The organism is Williamsia sp. R60, assembly GCF_054063855.1.
The window spans coordinates 1-18,258 of record NZ_JBSSGR010000003.1; the positions used below are offsets into that span (position 1 = coordinate 1).

20 protein-coding genes are annotated in these 18,258 nt (G+C 65.8%); 9 read left to right on the forward strand and 11 right to left on the reverse strand.

Annotation, left to right across the window (positions count from 1 at the left end; translation table 11 throughout):
* Positions 1-211: 211 nt before the first annotated feature.
* Together ACVWY6_RS13315 and ACVWY6_RS13320 are read left to right on the forward strand one after the other, a co-directional pair.
* Entirely contained in the window at positions 212-478 is a 267-nt protein-coding gene (locus ACVWY6_RS13315) for a metal-sensitive transcriptional regulator (RefSeq protein WP_023959022.1), read from the forward strand.
* 187 nt (positions 479-665) lie between these two features.
* Complete coding sequence (locus tag ACVWY6_RS13320; RefSeq protein WP_457538632.1) at positions 666-890, forward strand: ATP dependent DNA ligase; 225 nt, start codon at positions 666-668, stop codon at positions 888-890.
* A 33-nt stretch (positions 891-923) separates the two neighbouring features.
* On the opposite strand, the gene ykgO is transcribed toward ACVWY6_RS13320, so the two are convergent.
* Positions 924-1,046 (reverse strand): type B 50S ribosomal protein L36, encoded by a 123-nt coding sequence (gene ykgO, locus ACVWY6_RS13325; RefSeq protein WP_457538633.1) that lies wholly within the window; start codon positions 1,044-1,046, stop codon positions 924-926.
* A gap of 57 nt (positions 1,047-1,103) precedes the next feature.
* On the opposite strand from ykgO, the gene ACVWY6_RS13330 reads away from it, so the two are divergent.
* Entirely contained in the window at positions 1,104-1,880 is a 777-nt protein-coding gene (locus tag ACVWY6_RS13330; protein ID WP_457538636.1) for a SagB family peptide dehydrogenase, read from the forward strand.
* Here the strand turns inward: ACVWY6_RS13330 and ACVWY6_RS13335 are convergent.
* The 6 genes from ACVWY6_RS13335 to ACVWY6_RS13360 all read right to left on the reverse strand — a co-directional run bounded on the left by ACVWY6_RS13335 (position 1,794) and on the right by ACVWY6_RS13360 (position 7,715).
* Positions 1,794-3,020 (reverse strand): MFS transporter, encoded by a 1,227-nt coding sequence (locus tag ACVWY6_RS13335; protein ID WP_457538638.1) that lies wholly within the window; start codon positions 3,018-3,020, stop codon positions 1,794-1,796. The genes ACVWY6_RS13330 and ACVWY6_RS13335 overlap by 87 nt on opposite strands.
* Positions 3,017-4,399 carry a YcaO-like family protein gene (locus tag ACVWY6_RS13340; protein ID WP_457538640.1) on the reverse strand — a complete coding sequence of 461 codons (1,383 nt, stop codon included), beginning with the start codon at positions 4,397-4,399 and terminating at the stop codon, positions 3,017-3,019. The genes ACVWY6_RS13335 and ACVWY6_RS13340 overlap by 4 nt, the downstream gene beginning before the upstream one ends.
* 16 nt (positions 4,400-4,415) lie before the next feature.
* Positions 4,416-5,735, reverse strand: coding sequence for a CocE/NonD family hydrolase (locus ACVWY6_RS13345; protein ID WP_457538642.1), 1,320 nt, complete (start codon positions 5,733-5,735; stop codon positions 4,416-4,418).
* Positions 5,732-6,445: a hypothetical protein gene (locus ACVWY6_RS13350; RefSeq protein WP_457538644.1), complete on the reverse strand. Its 714-nt coding sequence runs from the start codon at positions 6,443-6,445 to the stop codon at positions 5,732-5,734. The genes ACVWY6_RS13345 and ACVWY6_RS13350 overlap by 4 nt, the downstream gene beginning before the upstream one ends.
* Positions 6,446-6,537: 92 nt before the next feature.
* Positions 6,538-6,660 carry a streptamidine family RiPP gene (amiA, locus tag ACVWY6_RS13355; RefSeq protein ID WP_023960198.1) on the reverse strand — a complete coding sequence of 41 codons (123 nt, stop codon included), beginning with the start codon at positions 6,658-6,660 and terminating at the stop codon, positions 6,538-6,540.
* Positions 6,661-6,779: 119 nt separating this feature from the next.
* Positions 6,780-7,715 carry an ABC transporter substrate-binding protein gene (locus ACVWY6_RS13360; protein WP_457538646.1) on the reverse strand — a complete coding sequence of 312 codons (936 nt, stop codon included), beginning with the start codon at positions 7,713-7,715 and terminating at the stop codon, positions 6,780-6,782.
* Positions 7,716-7,746: 31 nt separating this feature from the next.
* Here ACVWY6_RS13360 and ACVWY6_RS13365 point away from each other — a divergent pair, with 31 nt between their 5' ends.
* Genes ACVWY6_RS13365 through ACVWY6_RS13375 form a run of 3 tightly spaced genes read left to right on the forward strand, consistent with a single transcriptional unit; the run spans position 7,747 to position 10,564 of the window.
* On the forward strand, positions 7,747-8,769 hold the full coding sequence (locus tag ACVWY6_RS13365; protein WP_457538648.1) for a FecCD family ABC transporter permease: 1,023 nt from the start codon (positions 7,747-7,749) through the stop codon (positions 8,767-8,769).
* Complete coding sequence (locus ACVWY6_RS13370; protein WP_457538650.1) at positions 8,766-9,782, forward strand: FecCD family ABC transporter permease; 1,017 nt, start codon at positions 8,766-8,768, stop codon at positions 9,780-9,782. Before ACVWY6_RS13365 ends, ACVWY6_RS13370 begins: the two co-directional genes overlap by 4 nt.
* Positions 9,779-10,564: an ABC transporter ATP-binding protein gene (locus ACVWY6_RS13375; protein ID WP_457538652.1), complete on the forward strand. Its 786-nt coding sequence runs from the start codon at positions 9,779-9,781 to the stop codon at positions 10,562-10,564. The genes ACVWY6_RS13370 and ACVWY6_RS13375 overlap by 4 nt, the downstream gene beginning before the upstream one ends.
* 12 nt (positions 10,565-10,576) lie before the next feature.
* Here ACVWY6_RS13375 and ACVWY6_RS13380 read toward each other — a convergent pair whose 3' ends face one another.
* Positions 10,577-11,455 (reverse strand): siderophore-interacting protein, encoded by an 879-nt coding sequence (locus ACVWY6_RS13380; protein ID WP_030174956.1) that lies wholly within the window; start codon positions 11,453-11,455, stop codon positions 10,577-10,579.
* A 464-nt stretch (positions 11,456-11,919) separates the two neighbouring features.
* Here ACVWY6_RS13380 and ACVWY6_RS13385 point away from each other — a divergent pair, with 464 nt between their 5' ends.
* Entirely contained in the window at positions 11,920-13,299 is a 1,380-nt protein-coding gene (locus ACVWY6_RS13385; protein ID WP_457538655.1) for a cytochrome P450, read from the forward strand.
* A gap of 78 nt (positions 13,300-13,377) precedes the next feature.
* Here ACVWY6_RS13385 and ACVWY6_RS13390 read toward each other — a convergent pair whose 3' ends face one another.
* Together ACVWY6_RS13390 and ACVWY6_RS13395 are read right to left on the reverse strand one after the other, a co-directional pair.
* Positions 13,378-13,539, reverse strand: a complete 162-nt coding sequence (locus ACVWY6_RS13390; RefSeq protein ID WP_023960212.1) for a hypothetical protein — start codon at positions 13,537-13,539, stop codon at positions 13,378-13,380.
* Between the two features lie 337 nt (positions 13,540-13,876).
* A complete protein-coding gene (locus ACVWY6_RS13395; RefSeq protein WP_116916978.1) occupies positions 13,877-15,172 on the reverse strand; it encodes an acetyl-CoA C-acetyltransferase in 1,296 nt (431 codons plus the stop codon).
* A 156-nt stretch (positions 15,173-15,328) separates the two neighbouring features.
* Between ACVWY6_RS13395 and ACVWY6_RS13400 the strand changes: the two genes are divergently transcribed.
* Positions 15,329-16,690, forward strand: coding sequence for a 3-oxoacyl-ACP reductase (locus tag ACVWY6_RS13400; protein WP_457538658.1), 1,362 nt, complete (start codon positions 15,329-15,331; stop codon positions 16,688-16,690).
* A gap of 1 nt (position 16,691) precedes the next feature.
* A complete protein-coding gene (locus ACVWY6_RS13405; RefSeq protein ID WP_457538660.1) occupies positions 16,692-17,567 on the forward strand; it encodes a MaoC/PaaZ C-terminal domain-containing protein in 876 nt (291 codons plus the stop codon).
* A gap of 82 nt (positions 17,568-17,649) precedes the next feature.
* Here ACVWY6_RS13405 and ACVWY6_RS13410 read toward each other — a convergent pair whose 3' ends face one another.
* Entirely contained in the window at positions 17,650-18,246 is a 597-nt protein-coding gene (locus tag ACVWY6_RS13410) for a TetR/AcrR family transcriptional regulator (RefSeq protein ID WP_030174971.1), read from the reverse strand.
* Positions 18,247-18,258: the final 12 nt, after the last annotated feature.

Here is an 18,258-nt window from a genome sequence, read left to right on the forward strand (position 1 = left end):
TCGGTGGCGAACTGGGCTGTTGATCGGCGGTCGAGATGTCGGGCATGGCAACGAACCTTCTCTCCAGATGTCGACTAGATACCCCCTGGGGTATACACACAAGCCCGAACGTACCCCTGGGGGTATCGTCGGGTCAACCCCCGACCGAACCGCGCGCCTATACCCCCTGGGGTACCCTGGCATTCGTTACACAAACAGAGAGGCATGACCCGTGACCGGTGACGAAGAATCAATGGCGGCTGTACTGAACCGACTCCGCCGGGCGCAGGGACAACTCTCCGGGGTGATCGCGATGATCGAAGCAGGCCGCGACTGCAAAGATGTCGTCACCCAGTTGGCTGCAGTGTCACGCGCGCTCGACCGAGCCGGCTTCAAGATCGTCGCCTCAGGCATGCGCCAATGCATCAACGGCGCCGACGGTGACCAGGCGCCTTTAACCGAAGCCGAGCTGGAAAAGCTGTTCCTCGCTCTAGCCTAGAGACCTACCCGGGCATCCACACCCAGGTATTGCCCGATCGGCACAACAATACCGAAGTGGTTGTCGTAGGCTGGGTTCCAGGATTCGGTGCCGCCTAAGGTGGAATCGGCTCGCTGCTCCTGGGCGCTCACAACGCAGATGGCGAACTCGTCTACATCGGCCACGGGGTACCGGATTCTCTTCTGCGATGCGGCGGGAACTACTCGAGATGCTCAGCGAGATCGAGACATCGACTCCGCCGTTCGCTCAGACTCCCCCTCGGGCCATCGCAAAAGACGCTCACTGGGTGACGCCGAAATATGTCGGCGATGTCGAGTACCGCGAGTTCACCGGCAAACTCCGCCATCCCAGCTGGAAGGGATTGCGTGATGACAAGTCACCCGCCGACGTCGACTGGCCAAGAGACTACTGAATTATGCTGCGTCAGACAGTATTTCGACCTTCCCTACCCCTGCCAAGCCTTGAACCGCGGGTTCCCCTTGTTGATCACATAGATTTTGCCGCGACGGCGCACGACCTGCGAGCCGGGCTGGTTCTTCAACGACTTGAGTGATGCACGAACCTTCACGAAGCGACTCCTGTGTTGTCCTGGCTATTGACAATGATTGCCATTAGGCTACACCCCATGGATGGTCTGGTGGGTACGAGAGTCGAGCGCGCACGGGCAGTCCACAATGCCCTCACCGACTCGGGCCCTCCTGTGTCGCCGATCCGGCTGGCGGAGGGCGACGGGGTGATCACGCTGAGTGAACCCTCCGACGCGCCATCGGTTCCCATCGACGGCGTCCTCCGCGACCGGCGCTCGCGGTACAGCTACGGCCCGCTTGGCCACCCAGACCTGTCGGCGTTGCTGCGGTGGGCGCTCGGTCCACAGCGCACCGTACAAACCGGCGACGGCGAGGAGCGTTCCTTGACTTTCCACCCCAGCGCCGGTGGCCTGCCGTCGACCACCGCCTACGTGGTTGCGCTGCAAGCACTCGCCGAGATACCCGTGGGTGTGTACGAGTTCGACCGCGGCCACCACCGGTTGCTCCGGCGCAGAACAGGCGACGTACGCGGCGCACTCGCACAGGGTCTCGTTCAACCGCAGTTCGCCCGACGCGCTCCGGTTGTCGTCATCCTCGTCGGCGAACTCGACGCGACACTGACCAAATATTCTGAGCGGCACTATCGCACCTTGCATGTCGATGCCGGCCTGGCTGCAGCACACCTGTACCTCATCGCCACCGCACTCGACCTCGCCTGCTGTGCGATATCCGGGTTCTATGACAACCGGATCAGCGAGATGCTCTCGTTGCAGCGCAGCCAGGTCCCACTACTCGCCTTTGCCGTGGGCGCTCGGTGTGAGGTCGGCAAGCAGCGGGAGCCGAGCGACCCCCATCCGCCAGCCGACGAAGGCTGAACACAGCAGGGCCACCGCGCCGGCGGACACCGCCACACCGACACCGCCGACCTGCGCCACCGCCCCACCCATCGCAGCGCCGAACGGGGTACCGCCCATGGCAATCATCCGCGCCGTCGTGTTCACCCGCGCCTGCAACTCGTCAGGCGTGATCGATTGCCGCACAACGATTCCGTTGACGATGATCATCGTGTTGGCAGCCTGGTACACAACCAGGATCACCAGCGAGACGACAAACCAGGCCGTCTGTGCCCACAGCAGCATCGCCCCGGCGGACACGGCGATCCCGGCGAGGGTGATCTTCCCGGTATCCACGACGCGCTGGATTTTCGCGCTGACGAGGCTGATGAGGAACGCACCGAGCGCGGTGGCCGCGTACAACGCACCCAGTCGGGCGTCGCCATCGTCCAGGCCCAGTCGCCGGACACCCACCACCACCATCAGTCCGACCACCACCCCGTTGGCGAGGCTCACACCGATTCCCACCAGAGTCAGTGCACGCACCACCGGCTGCTGCCAGATGTATCGCAACCCCTCACCTATCTGGTCCGAGATGCGACGGCCCGGAACGGCTTCGACGGCGTTCGGGGGAATCGCGATGGTGACGGTGAGTGCCGCTGCAGACAGATAGCAGCATGCATCGATCGCGATCGCACCGGCGGGACTGAGCGCGGTGGCCGCCACACCACCCAGTAACGGTCCGGCGATCCCGATGACTGTACCCACGGACACCAATGTTCCTGTGGCGTCGGCTATCCGGTCGCGCCCGACCAGAGCGGGCACCACTCCGAACGACGCCGCATCGTAGAACACGAACAGCGTCGACACTCCGAAGGCAACGGTGAGGGCGTGCACGATCAGGACGTCCCCAGCGACATTCGCCAGCGGAATCGACGCCAGCGCAACCGCACTCAGCATCTGGGCGGCAACCAGGATGGACTTTCGGTCGAACCGGTCCGCCACCGCGCCGGCGAAGAGCCCGAACAGCAGATAGGGCAGCGACTCGACGGCGAACGTCACACCGGACAGCAGTGCCGAGCCGCTCTGCTGGTAGACGAGAAGGGGCAGTGCCACCAGCGTGACGGCGTTGCCCGCCCAGCAGATGGCGCGCGCGACCACGAATGTGCGAAACGGGTTCATAGGCTCGGAGGAGCCACCAGCAGCAACGAGTTCGGGTCGTCCGGATCGCAGCCCGTCGCCTCTGCTCGCGCGACCTCCCGCCAGCGCGGCAGACCGAAGTAGGGGAACCCCGCCGGGGCGTTCGGGATCAGACCGGCGGCGCACACCCGCGCCACCCGCAGCGACGTCAATGCGATGTCGGGCGTGGTGATGTCGCAGACAACGATCTGGTGACCGGCAGCGCGCAGTCGGTGCTTGAGATCCAGGAGGTCGCCGGTGGGCAGTTCGTCGATACCCACCGTGGTGGCCGGTTCGGTGAAGCGCGGCAGCAACGCTTCCTGCGTCAATGGATCCAGCCATACCTGCGCCTGCGCCCCGAGATCGCGGACATGCTCACTCCGCACACCGGCGGCATCGAGGTAACTGCGGTCCGCCCGATGGTCCAGATACAACCCGCGGGAGAGGACCCCCGCCTCCATGGAGCCGAACACCCAGCCGTCGGGCTCCAGCAGGCCCCGCGTGAACACCCAGCTGTGAATGGCCTCGAGTACCGCCTTCCGGGCGGTCTCGGCCGGGTCGAGCTTGGCGGAGAAACCCCCCGCCACGATGCCCAGTTCCGGGTCGTGGATCACCGCAGCGACCACCGGGACACCGAAGTATGCGGGCAATTCGAGCAGGTGACAACGTAATCGGGTGTCACCGAGGTCGTCGGCCAGGCCTGGCACGCTACCGATGTCGATACCGCGGGCGGGCAGGTTCAGATGCCACCACAACGACAGTGAGTCCCGTTCTACGAGTTCGAGCAACCCCCGGGCGGCGGCATCGTCCAGGCCCGCCCCGGTCGCGATGCCCGCGTAGTTCAGATGGTGTAGCCACGGGTCGCGCTTACGGGTACCGGTTCGCCAGTTGAGATAAACATACGACGCGGGTACCAGCGTCGGTTCTCCGTCATCACCGCGGCCCTCACACCAGGCGATCACGGTGTCATGGGTGAACCGCTCGAACGGGAACCGCGTCGTCTCGAGTTGCCAATCAGCGAAGAAGTTCAGTTCATCGGGCCCGAGATGGCGCACACCCGCGCTGCGTAACTCCCGAGATGTCGCCCGCAGCAGGCCTTTCGGCACGTAGTTGCCGCAGTACCGCTCGACGGCCTCGCCGATCGCCGCGATACGGGCACCCGCCTCGTCGGCGAAGGTGGTTCCGAGGGACACCAGGTCACTCGGCCAGTTCCCATGCGTTCTGGTGTCGGCGATCTCGGCGGTCAGTCCCACATACCGTTCAGGCATCGCGTCGAGCCGGTCCACGGGGTGCAGGGCCCGGATGACGCCGGCGTACGGATCGATCAGATCCTCGGCCGACAGAACGGCTGATGTGTTCTGTTCTGCCGCAGTCGGGTTCATGCGGGCATGCCAAACGTCACGGACTCGACCTCGCGAAGGACGGCACGCGTTTCGGTGCCGGCAAGGTGGTCGCAGCTGGACTGGAGATCCCGCGCGTGACGAGGGAAGGAATGCGCCGAGAGGATGAGGACCATCGATTCTCCTGTGTCGAGGTGGGCGGCCACCGGGTGAGGTGGATCGTCGTGTGCGTGGACATACCGTGCGCCGTCTGTTCGAGTCGACCGTCGCGGCGCCGGATGGCGAGCAGAGCGCCCCAGTGTCCGGCTCCGCGAGTCGGATGCACTCGTACGGTGGGTGTTCCGATGAGTGCGGCAGAACGGTTCGGCAGGTCGAGAACAAGGCAATCCGGCCGCGCGGCCGCCTCGCTGAGGTCTGCCCCGTGAGCCATCGAAGGGAAGGGATCGGTGGGGTCGGCGTGAAATCGCCCGCCTGGCAGAACAGTGGACGCCTCGGTGCTCGGCCACCGGGTCGGGTCCACCGTCCCTCCAGGGAGGCCGAGCACCTGCGCGCCGGTTGTGGGGGTGCCGGCACACACGTCTTCAATCCACGACTCCATGCGGCGGGCTCGGTCGGAGCCGCGCAGACTGTGGTCCCAGGGACCCATGACCAGCGCCGCCGGGCCACCCCAGGACGTCCAGAGGTCGACAGTGTCCTGCGCAAACCAATCCGCCATGCCACCGATGGCAAGCAACGGACAGCGCAGCCGCGAAACCTCGGCACCACGTTCACAATCTCGACGCTCAGCTCGGATCACTCTCTCCCACGCCGAGATCTGCGGTGTGGCGCGGCGACCGATGTCGGCCACCGGCAGCGTGTCGAGCAGGCCGTCAGGGATTGCGGCGCCGGGCGATTCGGATCCTTCACCGTGTTCGAGCCACCAGCCCACCCGCGACTGCAAGTAGAAGCATCCGTCGATGTTGCGCGCCGTCTCACCGAGGCCGAGCGCGGGAACCGCCACCGACACCCCGCCGACGGCGTCGACCCCCGCCTCGGCCGCGGCGATCGCCGTCTCCACCGCGCAGTGCGCGGAATACGACGTGCCGTACAGGATCACCGGTGCGCCGGCCCACGATCGGCTCGCAACCCACTGCAGGGTCGCGAGCCCATCGGCCCCCTCGTTCTCGAACGGCCGAAAACGACCGCGGGACCGGTGACGTCCCCGGACATCCTGGGTGACCACTGCGATTCCCCGACGGACCCATGCGTGCGCTTCTGCCCGATAGGCGTCGGCATCGTAGGGCGTGCGGATGACGAGAACAGACCTCGGCGCGGTATCCGGCAGGAAGACATTTGTGTGAAGTCCGTCGACCTGGGTCTCGGTCAGCGAACAAGTCATTGCGGCACAGCGGGAATGGGCAACACGGGTCGCCGGACCACCCGCAGGGTGCGTAGGTCGACAGTGGTCAGCAGATGCCGCGAGCGGCTCGTCGGCGACTCGGTGATCGGCCGATCCTGTCGCTCGTCGATCTCGGTGACGATGAGGTCTGCGATCACATCAGCTGCCCGATCAGACACCGGATGAAGGGACGACTCCAGCCGCAGCCCGCCGTCGACCGGTCGGTGATACGACTGCATCCGGTCACGATGAATGGCGCAGGCACGACGCCGGCCGACCACGTCCGCGATACCGACCGCCTGCGGCGTGATCACCTGGATGATCCCGTCGCGATAGCTGGCCAGGTCCACGGCGCCGACCTCGGCCGGGTCAACGGGATCGTCGCTGACGTGACAGACGACGTCAGCGCTCACCATCTCACCGGATAGCCGCGTTCCCAACCTCTTCGAGGTCGAAGCCGCAATCTTCCCCTGCCCACACACTGCCACGGTCGGCCGCGACACGGCGGTGACCACGTGACCTGCGTCGACCAAAGCACTCAGGGCGGCACGGACCCTGCCCGAGGCAGGTGACGCGTCGCCGGACAGCACCGACAAGAGCTCGTGCACCTCGTCACCACCCAGAGTGAGTTCGAAGTGCTCGTCGTCGGCGGTGCGCAGGACAAAGCCCTGATGTGCTTGATATATGGCGGTATTCGGGGACAGCTGCACGGGTCTCGCTTCTCATCCGGTCCCGCGTGCCACCCGGGACGTCACTCGAATGGCACGCGGGCTCTTGACACATCAGGTGATGCGAGGACCTATCAGTCCTCGGAATCCTGTGCGTCGTCGAACGGGTTCTCGACGAGCGCATTGCTGTGGCCCGCGGAATGGGTCGCCAGGCTCACCGGCGCCTGGATGGAACGGAAGAACTCATTGTCGTTCATGAATCTCCTTCGCTTGTAGTGAATTCGGCTGCATCGCAACCGAATCGGTCGCTCATCGAACGACCAGGACTCACGCTAGGCTATTTGACAATCATTTTCAATAGCGTTGGCGCCTCCCGTCAGGACTTTGCCAACTCGTCCGTCACCTCATCGAGAACGATGCCCAACGACACGGTCCCGCGGCCGGTGGCCCACAGGCCCGCCTCCACCTCGACCACGCGGTTGTTCTGTGCTGCCGCGATCGAGGGCCAGATCGGGTTCGTCGCCAGTCTCGCCGACAGCGGTTCCGCGTCGTCGCCGGACGAAAATGCCTGCGCGAAGATGACATCGGGGTTGACGCCGGCGATCTGTTCAACCGACACGGTTGCGAAGGCGTCGGTGCCGGCCGGCCACGGGTAGTCACTGACCTCGGCGAGAAGCGAACCGACCGGCGTCTCGACGGAGTCGACACCGAGACTGCCCGGCTCCCCGTACATCGACAACGTGGTGAGGTCACTGCGCTTCTGGCGCGCGGTTTCGACGCGCTCGACAAGCGATTGGGCCGCAGCGTCCGCCTCTGCCTGCTTGCCCGTCAATTGCCCTACGGTGCGCAAGAACTCGACCGAGTCCTGCCAGGAGGACGGATCGACGAGATACAACGGCGCGGACTCCTCGACAGCTGCTCGCAGCCCGTCTTGTACGCCACCGAGCCCGATGACCAGGTCAGGCTCGGACATGGCGATGTCTTCTACGTTCTCCTCACCGAAGCCGCCGGTGATCTTTCGCATGTCTGCGTCGGGCCCGAAGAACCGCTCATCGAGGGCCAGATCCTCCCGGTAGGCAACGGGGGTGATCCCCACTTCCTTGAGAGCGTCGACGCAGATCATTGTCAGACAGGCGATTCGGTCGGCCGGGCCCGCCAGGGTGACCGTGGTGCCGGTTGCGTCGGTCACGACGATCGACTCCGCGGCCGGCTCGTCACCGTCGGTGCCGCAGGCTGCCACCCCCAGTAACGCCAATGCCGATGCGGCCGCGACGAGGCCTCGAGTGGTGGACAGAGCGATGGACTTGCGCATTCGATCTCCCTTGCAGATGATGTTGAGCGAAATGATAACCATTGTCAATACGACTGCCCAGAGGCGACCCAACCGACGGCTCATCGGCTCGTTGCTGCTGGGTACGGCCGCGATCGCAGCGGTGGTGGTAGTCGCCCTGTGCGCCGGAGACCCGGTGGTGACGCCACTCGAGGCTTTCGCCGCACTCACCGACGCTTCCGATCCCCTTCACCCCTACGTGGCGGATTCCCGGTTGCCACGAGCACTGCTCGGCGTGATGTGCGGGGCCGCCCTCGGCCTGGCGGGCATCTTGATGCAGGACGCGATACAGAACCGCATCGCCGGCCCCGAACTCCTGGGCGTGTCCTCGGGCGCTGCCGTGGTGTTGACCGCGGTGACCGTGCTCGCGTTGCCGGTGGGACTGCACCAGCTGCCGTACGTCGCCCTGCTCGGCGCCGCAGTGGCCGGCTCGACGGTGCTCGTGGCAGTGGGAAAAACCCACGACCCCACCACGATGCTGCTGATCGGCTCGGCGGTCACCGCGCTGGCGTCTGGACTCGTGATCGCGCTCGTGAGCCTGGGCACCGAGGGCAACCTGCCATTGCTGTTCCGCTATCTGCTGGGAAGCCTCAGCGATCGCGGCTGGCCACACGTCGCGGTGGTTGCTCCCTGGCTCGCCGTCGCCGTGCCGGCAGCCCTGTTCTTACGGCACCGCGTGGCAGCGCTGTCGCTCGGCGACGATGTTGCAGCGGGCTTGGGCATCAACGTGTTTCGTGCACGGCTGTCGGCGCTCGGGTGCGCCGGTGTCCTGGCGGCGGTTGTCGCCTGCGTGTGCGGCCCGGTGGCGTACGTGGCCCTGTTGGCGCCGCACCTGTGCAGGTGGGCGCTGCGCACCACCAGCGCCCGCCGGGTCTTCTGGCTGACACCGGTCGCGGGCGCACTGTTGCTCACCGCAGCTGATCTCTTGTCCCGAATTACGCTGTATCCCATCGAGATCCCGGTGGGTATCACCACCACCCTGATCGGCGTCCCGACTCTGCTCATCGCACTACGCCGCCAGGACTCGGCGGCATGAGGGAACCGAACCTGCTGCGACCCCTTCCTCTCCTGGCCGGCGGCGCGGTCGTGCTCGTCGTACTCGTGATGGCGCATCTGATGATCGGGCGTTCCGACCTCGGCGCCGCCGACACTTTTCGAGTGCTGACGGGCACGTCGGATGTCCGCGCACACGAGGTCATCGTCCTCAAGTACCGGCTCCCCCGGGTACTCGTCGGCATGGGCGCCGGTGTCCTGCTTGCTCTCTCGGGCGCACTGCTGCAAGCCGTGATCGGTAATCCGCTCGCCGAGCCGGGAACCACCGGAGTCGGGGCGGGCGCGGCACTCGGTGTTGTCGTGGCCATACTCGCGTTCCCACGCCAGGGCTCCCCACCGCTCCCGTTCTCGTTGGCAGCCATCGCGTCGTTGGTCGGTGCGGTCGTCGCCGGTGCTTTGCTGTACCTGGTCGGCCGACGCTCACTCGCGGTGGCGGGAATTCTGTTGGGCGCCATCCTCGGTGCAGTCACCTCGTTGCTGCTTGTCGTCGACTCGCAGCCGATGGGCGTGGTGCTCCGGTGGCTCATCGGATCACTCAACGCGCGTACGCAGTCCGATTGGAATGCCCTGTGGCCCTGGGTCCTCGTACTCGGGGTTTGTGCTCTGCTCGCATCCTCGCGGGTCAATGTCCTCTCGCTCGGCGACATCACCGCCACAGGTCTGGGATTGCGCACGGCGCGAACCCGTTTCGTGCTGCTGATGGTCGCGGTGCTCGCGGCCGCAGCGGCCGTCACGGCAGCCGGTGCGGTGGCATTCATCGGGTTGATGGCACCACATCTGGCACGCATCCTCGTCGGCGGCGACTACCGGGATCTGATACCCGTCAGCATGGTGCTCGGGGCAATCGCTCTGTCGGCCGCGGATCTCCTGGCCTTCAGCATCACAATCGATCTGCCCGGGAGTGGCCCGGCGGTCACCGGCCTCCCGGTCGGCGCCGTCACCGCGTCACTGGGTGCGCCGTACCTGATCTGGCTCGTCCGAAAGGAACGCAGATGAATCAAAGTCCGCCGCTGCTCGAGGGATTCGACCTCGAGCTCGGCTATCGGGGACGTGCCGTCGTCGACGGCCTGAACCTGCGAATCGAGTCCGGTACCGCAACAGCACTGGTGGGGCCCAACGGCTCGGGCAAGTCCACGCTGCTGATGGCTCTGGCCCGGGTACTCACCCCCCGCCATGGGGAAGTTCGACTGGACGGTCAACCCATCGCCACGCGCAAGACGGTCGACGTTGCACGCAGACTCGCGATCCTTCCGCAGACCTCCACGATCCCGGCAGGGTTGCGGGTTCGCGAGCTGGTGGAACAGGGCCGGTATCCGCGTCTGGGTCCCCTTGCCATGCTCAGTCGCCGCGACGACGAGGTGATGACCAGGGCGATGTCGATGGCGGGGGTGACGTCGATGGCCGAACGGCGCCTCGATTCGTTGTCGGGTGGTGAACGTCAACGGGCCTGGATCGCGATGGCACTCGCCCAGGACACGAGCGTGTTGCTGCTCGACGAGCCGACCACATATCTCGACATCCGGCATCAGATCGATCTGATGGAACTCATCGTCGAACTCGTTCGCGCACATGACAAAACGGTTGTGATGGTGCTCCACGACGTCAACCAGGCCGCGCGATACTGCGATCGGATCGTGGCGATGCGCGACGGCACGATCATCGCCGACGGTCATCCGGACGACGTGCTGACCGCCGACCTGCTGCACACGGTGTTCGACGTACGCGCCCGGATCAGCCGTGACCCGGTGTCGGGGCGGCCGATGTTCACCGCGGAATGAAGTGCGGCGAGATCAGAGCCCAGCGCGTTCGAGCGCGTCGTCGAAGATCTCCGAAGCCACCTTTTCGCTCTTGCCGTCGGCGAGCGCTGCCGCATACACCGCGTACAGCTCACCACCGACCTGCTCGAACCTCTTGGCCCAGGCTTCCCCGTCGAATCGCCAGTAGCCGATGATGTCGCACTGATCGGCCTTCCAGCCGAACTGCTTGCGGAAGTGCTTGCGAACAGCGCGCGATGCCTTCGCCTCGGCGGCGAACCAGCAGTACCCGCGGCCCTCGGGGTGACCGAACTGCTCGACTGCTTCGCCGAGTCGGCTGTCGCCGTAACCGTTTCCGCTGCCGACCAGACTGATCAGGTCCACGTTGTCGCGCCGGGGCAGATAGTCGAGATCGGACTCGTCGACAACCTCCACGATGGCGGTGACCCGGGCCTGCGCAGACAGTCCTTCGATGATCCGGGCGAGCGCGGGCAGACCCGCGAGGTCGGCGACCAGCAGTTGCCACTCGGTGGTTGCCTCAGGGCGGTACCAGCCTCGAGCGTGGGACATCCCGACCTCGTCTCCGACCTGGGCACCCTGCGCCCACAAGGTGGCGACGCCGTGGTCGTGCACCACGAAGTCGACCACCATCGTGTTGGCAGTCCGATCGACAGAGCGAACCGTGTAATTGCGACCCTCCGGTGGGGTCTCCTGGTCGTAGTAGCCCCAGACACCGTCCCGGTTCTCCATCGCCGGGGGCCGGCCGCCACCAGCGGTCGGAAAGTAGATGCCGACCACTTCGTCCGCCAGGTCAGGCAGTTCGAGGACGGCCACATCGGGTACGGAGAAAACGATCCGGCGGAGCCGCGGGTTCAGCTCGGTGTTCTCGACCACCCGCGCAAACGAAAATCCCATGCGGGGAAGGTTACCCTAACCAACTGTCGTTGGGCAGTCGCGATCTTCGTCCAGAATGTTCTGCTGGATCGCCGCAAAGGCCGTGGCGCATGACGGACACAGCGTGTGGTGGTCGCTCACCGACCAGCCGTTTGCAGTGGCCACGGCAGCAGCGGCGGCCGGACCAGCAAATCTTGACGCCGCGAGCTCGAATCCGCACCACAGGCACATGATCGATGACGAATCCCCACGCATCAGACAGTCCACCTCGATAAGTCACCCCGGTGAGCCCACGGAATGCGGGCACACAGCGCGTCGCGCTCGGCGAAGTGTGCCCACAACGGCACCACGTCAAACCCCGTCGATCGGGTTTAAGCCCATCAGCAGTGGGAATTCGGCCACCACATTGCACGCAGGGCCAGACCAGCCGCCAGTGGGTCGACTCCTCGAAGTCGAAGCGCTCACGCCAGAGAGGACCACACCCCATGACCGAGACGACATCCGCGCACACGTCCGCCGGGCACATCGCTCCGGTACCCCGGATTCGCGGTGCCGGTGCCCTGCGCGTACTCGCGGAGCTCGGCTTTGCCGCCATCGCTGCCGGTGTCATCGTGCGCCGACCGCTGGTGATGGCCGGGCTCGAGCGAGTGCAAGCCGACTCCACCGCACTCAAGTGCGCGCGCCGACTGCGCGAGCAGTACGGGTCCGGACCCGTCGAGCTGGTACTGCCCGGCCGCCGGATTCTGGTGATCCTCGATCCTGCCGACGTCCAGCGGGTGCTCGAGGAATCGCCGGATCCGTTCAACCCGGCGACACGGGAGAAGAAGGCTGCGCTCAACCCGTTTCAGCCGCATGCGGTTCTCATCTCGGAGGGACACCTCCGTGAGCAACGACGGCTGGTCAACGTCGCCGCGCTCGACACCCCGCGTGAACTGCACAGGATGGCAAGCACGATCGCGGACGTGGCCGGTCAAGAAGCAGACGTCCTTCTCTCTCAGACGACAGAAGCGGGGTCCATGAGCGCCGACGACCTGTTGATCGCCTGGTGGAAAGCGGTACGGCGGATCACGTTCGGCGACGCCGCACGCGACGACGAGCAGACCACCGACCTGTTGAGAAGACTCCGGGCGGCCGGCAACTGGTCTTTCCTGTCGCGCCCGCATCCGATGCGACGGGAGCGGTTCATCGAGCGGCTGTACCAGTACGTCGCCGACCCGGCCCCCGGAAGTCTGGCAGCGGCACTCGGCGAGATACCGACGACACCTGCGGTCGACCCCATCGGGCAGATGCCCCACTGGCTGTTCGCATTCGACGCCGCGGGAATCGCGATGAGCCGTGCACTCGCGCTGCTGGCCACCCATCCCGAGCAGATGCAGCGGGCGTTGTCGGAGATCGGATCCGACGGCGCGGAGCCGCGCACGTACGACTTCCTTCGCGACTGCATGCTGGAATCGGTGCGACTGTGGCCCACCACGACCAGCATCCTGCGGGACACCACAGCCGACACCTACTGGGGCGACGACCGCTCGATGGTGGCCAAAGCCGGTGCCGGAGTCATCATCCAGGCGCCTGTCTTTCATCGGGACCCCGAACTGGCGAATTACGCCAACACATTCGCCCCGGACATCTGGAGCGACGGCCGGGCCGCAGCACGCCCGGATCTGGTGCCCTTCAGCGCCGGACCGGCCCGATGCCCTGGCGAGAACCTCGTCTTGTTCACCACGAGCACGTTCCTCGCCCATCTGTTGCGGGGTGGGCGCTTCACGCTGACCTCCACACCGCACCTGTCGCCCGACGCACCGCTTCCCGTCACCTTCAACAACTTCGGTCTCCGGTTCGAGGTGTCTGCACCCTCTGCGGTGTGATCGGGCGCTCCGCGGTGTGACCGGGCCAGCGGCCGTGGCCCGCCGGTACCCAGACGCGGCGGGCCCGGCGAGCGGACGTCAGCTCGGAGTGGCGCCGATCAACATCAACGCCAGCAGTCCGAGTACTGCCGCGACCACCAGATAACCCGACCAGCCCGGCCCGGGTTCGTCGCCGATCGGACGAGTGTGGGCACGGAACGTCGGTGACGTCCATGTCGCCGGCGGCGAGTAGGAACTCATGGTCCACCTCCTGATATCTCCCGCCCGACAAGGGCGGCTGACTCACACAGCGAGATTCCAAACGTCAAGAGACAGCTGTTTATTGCGTCCGGCGGACGGATGTAGCCGACGCCACATCGGGAGGCCGCGAGCCTCGCTTCGAGAGCGGTACGGGCGGGGTCGACGAGCGACCAGAGGAACCGGCGGATTGTCACACCGGGAAAAATAGGGCTCCGGTTGAGCTACAGGGTCGGGGGTCGTGCAGCTCAACCGGAGTTATCAAGTACTTCGCCGTAAGGGCGCCGGGCGTTACACACCTTCAAAAAGTTTTTTCAGATGTGCAATTCCCGGCGTCCGATCACGCCTCGATGATCGCGGTGACGCCCTGTCCGCCTGCAGCGCAGATGGAGATCAGCGCACGTCCACCGCCGTTCTCCTTGATCTGCTTGGCCGTCTGGGCGACGATCCGGCCGCCGGTGGCAGCAAACGGATGGCCGGCCGCCAGCGAGGACCCGTTCACGTTGAGCTTGCTGCGGTCGATGCTGCCCAGTGCCGAATCGAGGCCCAACCGCTCCTTGCAGTACGCATCGGACTCGAACGCCGCCAGCGTGCACAGGACGACCGAGGCAAAGGCCTCGTGAATCTCGTAGTAGTCGAAGTCCTGCAAGGTCAGGCCGTTGCGCTCGAGGAGACGCGGAATCGCGTAGGTGGGAGCCATGAGCAGGCCGTCGGGCCCGTTGACGTAATCGACCGCGGCGGTCTCGACATCCACGAGGTGTGCAAGCACGGGCAGCTTCTTCTCCGCAGCCCACTCGTCGGTACTCAGCAACACAGCAGAAGCACCGTCGGTAAGCGGAGTCGAGTTGCCCGCAGTCATGGTGGCGTCGCCGAGGGACACCCCGAAGACCGGCTTGAGGGTCGACAACTTCTCGACAGTGCTTCCCGGCCGCAGGTTCTGGTCGCGGGTGAGACCGAGGAACGGCGTGATCAGGTCGTCGAAGAAACCGCGGTCGTAGGCGGCCGCCATGTTCTTGTGGCTGGCTGCGGCGAGTTCGTCCTGGTCGGACCGCTTGATGCCGAACTCCTTGGCGGTGATCGCGGCGTGTTCACCCATGGACATGCCGGTACGGGGCTCACCGTTGCGTGGGATCTCGATCCCCAGCGACGTCGGGAGCTTGGCGATGGCCTTGAGGCGGTCGACGGTGCTGCGGGCCCGGTTCACTGCCAGCAGCGACTGCCGCAGATCCTCGGATACCGCGATCGGGGCATCGGAGGTGGTGTCGACACCGCCGCCGATACCGGCGTCGAACTTGCCCGTCGCGATGCCGTCGGCCACAGCAGAGATCGCCTGGAGACCGGTGCCGCAGGCCTGCTGGAGGTCGAAGGCCGGGGTGTAGGGCGACAACGCCGAGCCGAGGACCGACTCGCGGATGAGGTTGAAGTCACGCGCGTGCTTGAGCACGGCACCACCGGCCACCATGCCCAGCCGCTCGCCCTGAAGGCTGAACCTGCTGATCAGGCCGTCGAGCGTGGCGGTGAACATGTCCTGGTTGCTGGCCTTGGCGTAGGCCCCGTCTTGCTTGGCGAACGGGATCCGGTTGCCGCCGACGATCGCGACAGGTCGCACGGTACGGGTCTGGTTATTCGATACCACTGTGGATCTCCCAAGTTGTGGATGGCTCTTATGGCGTATTCTTACTCCCGAGTAAGTTCGTTGTCGAGCCGCCCCCGGGATATGCCCGACTCGGGTGGTGCACACAACACACATGCCGTACGCGAGGCGTTCAAAAGCAAAGAAAAGGGAGTGCACGTGTCTGCCACAGGAACCACCGACCTTTACTCGACCATCGTCAGCTCAGGACCGGGCGCATTCATCGCGAGCAAGGTCGGCTTGCCACAGCCGCCCACGCTGCGCCGCTACAAGGCCGGCGAGCCCCCGCTGGCAGGGCCCGTCCTGATCGGCGGCAACGGCCGGCTGATCGAGCCCCTTCGCGAGATCCTCGGAGAGGACTACGAGCTGATCGTGAACAACACGAGCGGTCGTGGAGCAGACAAGTTGGGCGCCGCTGTGCTCGATGCCACCGGCATCACCAAGTCGTCCGAGCTGTCGCAGCTGTTCGAGTTCTTTGCGCCCACCATCCGGTCGGCGGGCAACAGTGCGCGGTTCGTGGTCATCGGCACCACTCCGGAGCTCATCAAGAACCCGAGCGAGCATGTCGCACAGCGTGCGCTCGAGGGCTTCACCCGTTCGCTGGGCAAGGAACTGCGCAACGGCGCAACCGCCCAGCTCGTCTACGTCTCCCCCGATGCCAAGACCGGTTTGAGCGGACTGGAGTCGACCCTGCGATTCCTGCTGTCGGCGAAGTCGGCGTTCGTGGACGCCCAGGTCATCCGCGTCGACGAGAAAGATGCTGTTGCCCCGGCCAGCTGGGACAAGCCGCTGACCGGCAAGGTCGCCGTGGTCACCGGTGCCGCCCGCGGTATCGGTGCCACCATCGCCGAGGTCCTCGCGCGTGACGGCGCCCACGTCATCGCCGCCGACATCCCCGCGGCCGGTGAAGCGCTGTCGGCCACTGCCAACAAGGTCGGCGGAACCGCGCTGCCGATCGACGTCACCGCTCCCGATGCCGGCGCCAAGCTCGCCGAGCACGCACTCGAACGTCACGGCGGCATCGACATCATCGTCAACAACGCCGGCATCACCCGCGACAAGCTGCTCGCCAACATGGACGACGCCCGCTGGAACGCGGTCATCGGCGTGAACCTGATCGCCCCGCAGCAGCTGGTCGACGACCTGCTCGAGGCCGGCGCACTGCGCGAGGGTGGCGCGGTCATCGATGTGTCGTCCATCGCCGGGATCGCGGGCAACCGCGGTCAGACCAACTACGGCACATCCAAGGCCGGCGTGATCGGGCTCGTCGACGCGTACGCGCCGGTTCTGGCGGAGAAGAAGATCACCATCAACGCTGTTGCGCCCGGCTTCATCGAGACCGCGATGACGGCGGCCATCCCGCTGGCCACCCGCGAGGTGGGCCGTCGGATCAGCTCGCTGCAGCAGGGCGGTCAGACCGTCGATGTCGCCGAAACCGTTGCGTACTTTGCCAATCCGGCATCGAGCGCGGTGACCGGCAACGTGGTGCGCGTGTGCGGTCAGAGCATGCTGGGAGCGTGACGTGCCAAAAACCATTGAGCTGAAAGGGTTTCCGGCCACCTCCGACATCTATCGTCGCGCGGTGGTCGGGATGCTGCCCGGTATCGGCAAGTCCGGTCCCATCAAGGCCGACGCGCACCTCCCCGACACCGAACTCGCCCTGTCCGACGTCAAGGTCGACCTCGACCAGCTGCGCGCGTACTGCGCCAGCACCGGTCAGCGGTTCGGCGACACCCTGCCGCTGACCTTCCCGTTCGTGATGCAGTTCCCGCTCGTGATGGAACTGCTTGTCGCCCGCGACTTCCCGTTCTCGGCGGTGGGTTCGGTGCACGTGGAGAACACCATCGAACGTATCCGCCCGGTCGCGGTGACCGAGCCGCTGAGCATCCGTACACACACGGAGAATCTGCGGGAGCACCGCAAGGGGATGCTCGTCGACGCGATCTCCGAGTTCTCGGTGGGCAACGAGCTGGTCACCCGTCAGACCGCGACGTTCCTCAGTCAGCAGCGCACAAGTTTGTCCGGTGGTGAACGCGGCGAAGCCCCCAAGGACCGTCGTCCGGCGCCTCCGGACGCGACTCTGGTCGCCAACCTCGGCCTGATTCGTAAATACGCGTCCGCGAGCGGCGACCGCAACCCGATCCACATGAGTGACCTGGGCGCCAAGGCATTCGGGTTCCCGCGGGCCATCGCCCACGGGATGTGGACCGCTGCGCGCGTGGTGGCGAATGTCGAAGGACAACTGGACGACAAGGTCACCTACAACGTGCGGTTCGGCAAGCCGATCGTGTTGCCCGCCAAGGTGAATCTCTACACCACCCGCACCGGCGACGGATTCGACCTCTCGGTGCTGCATCCCAAGAAGGGGTACCCGCACCTCACGGCGACCATCCGCTGACCCCGAATTGGTGGGTTCGGGCGAGCATTTCCCCTGGTGGGACTCGCCCGAACCCACCATTTTTGGTTCAGGGGCGGTCGGTTCAGGGGCGGTCGCCCGCCAGGCCTTTCCAGCCCATCGAGACCATGAGGTCGGCGGCGACGTCAAGGTCGATGTCGCCCTCGGAGATCCGGTCGGCGACAGCCTCACCGGCCCCGACGAGCGCTACGGCCATCAGCTCGAAGTCGGTGTCGCTGGGGTGCGGGACGGTGGTGCCGCGACGCAGCAGATCGGCGACCATCTCGATCAGCCGGGCGCGGCTCGCGGCCACCAGGCCGGCGAACTTGGCCTGACCGCTGGCGAGGCGGTAGAGCACTCGCCATGATTCGCGGTTGTCGTGCACATAACGCAGAAAGCTGTAGATCACCGTGCGGGCCTGGTCGTGCTGGCGCAGATTGGGGTCGAACCCAGAGCTCATCGCCTCGATGAACCGAGCGCCTTCACGGCTGATGCACGCGCCGAAGAGTTCGTCCTTGGAGCCGTAATAGAGGTAGAGCATCGGCTTGCTGATACTGGCCTGGGCAGCGATCGCGTCCATCGACGTCTCACGAAAACCGTTGGCGGCGAACACTTGCACAGCGGCGTCGAGCATCTGCTGCTCTCGTACGGCGCGTGGCAAACGCTTCGTTCCTCCGGCCACGACGACCACACC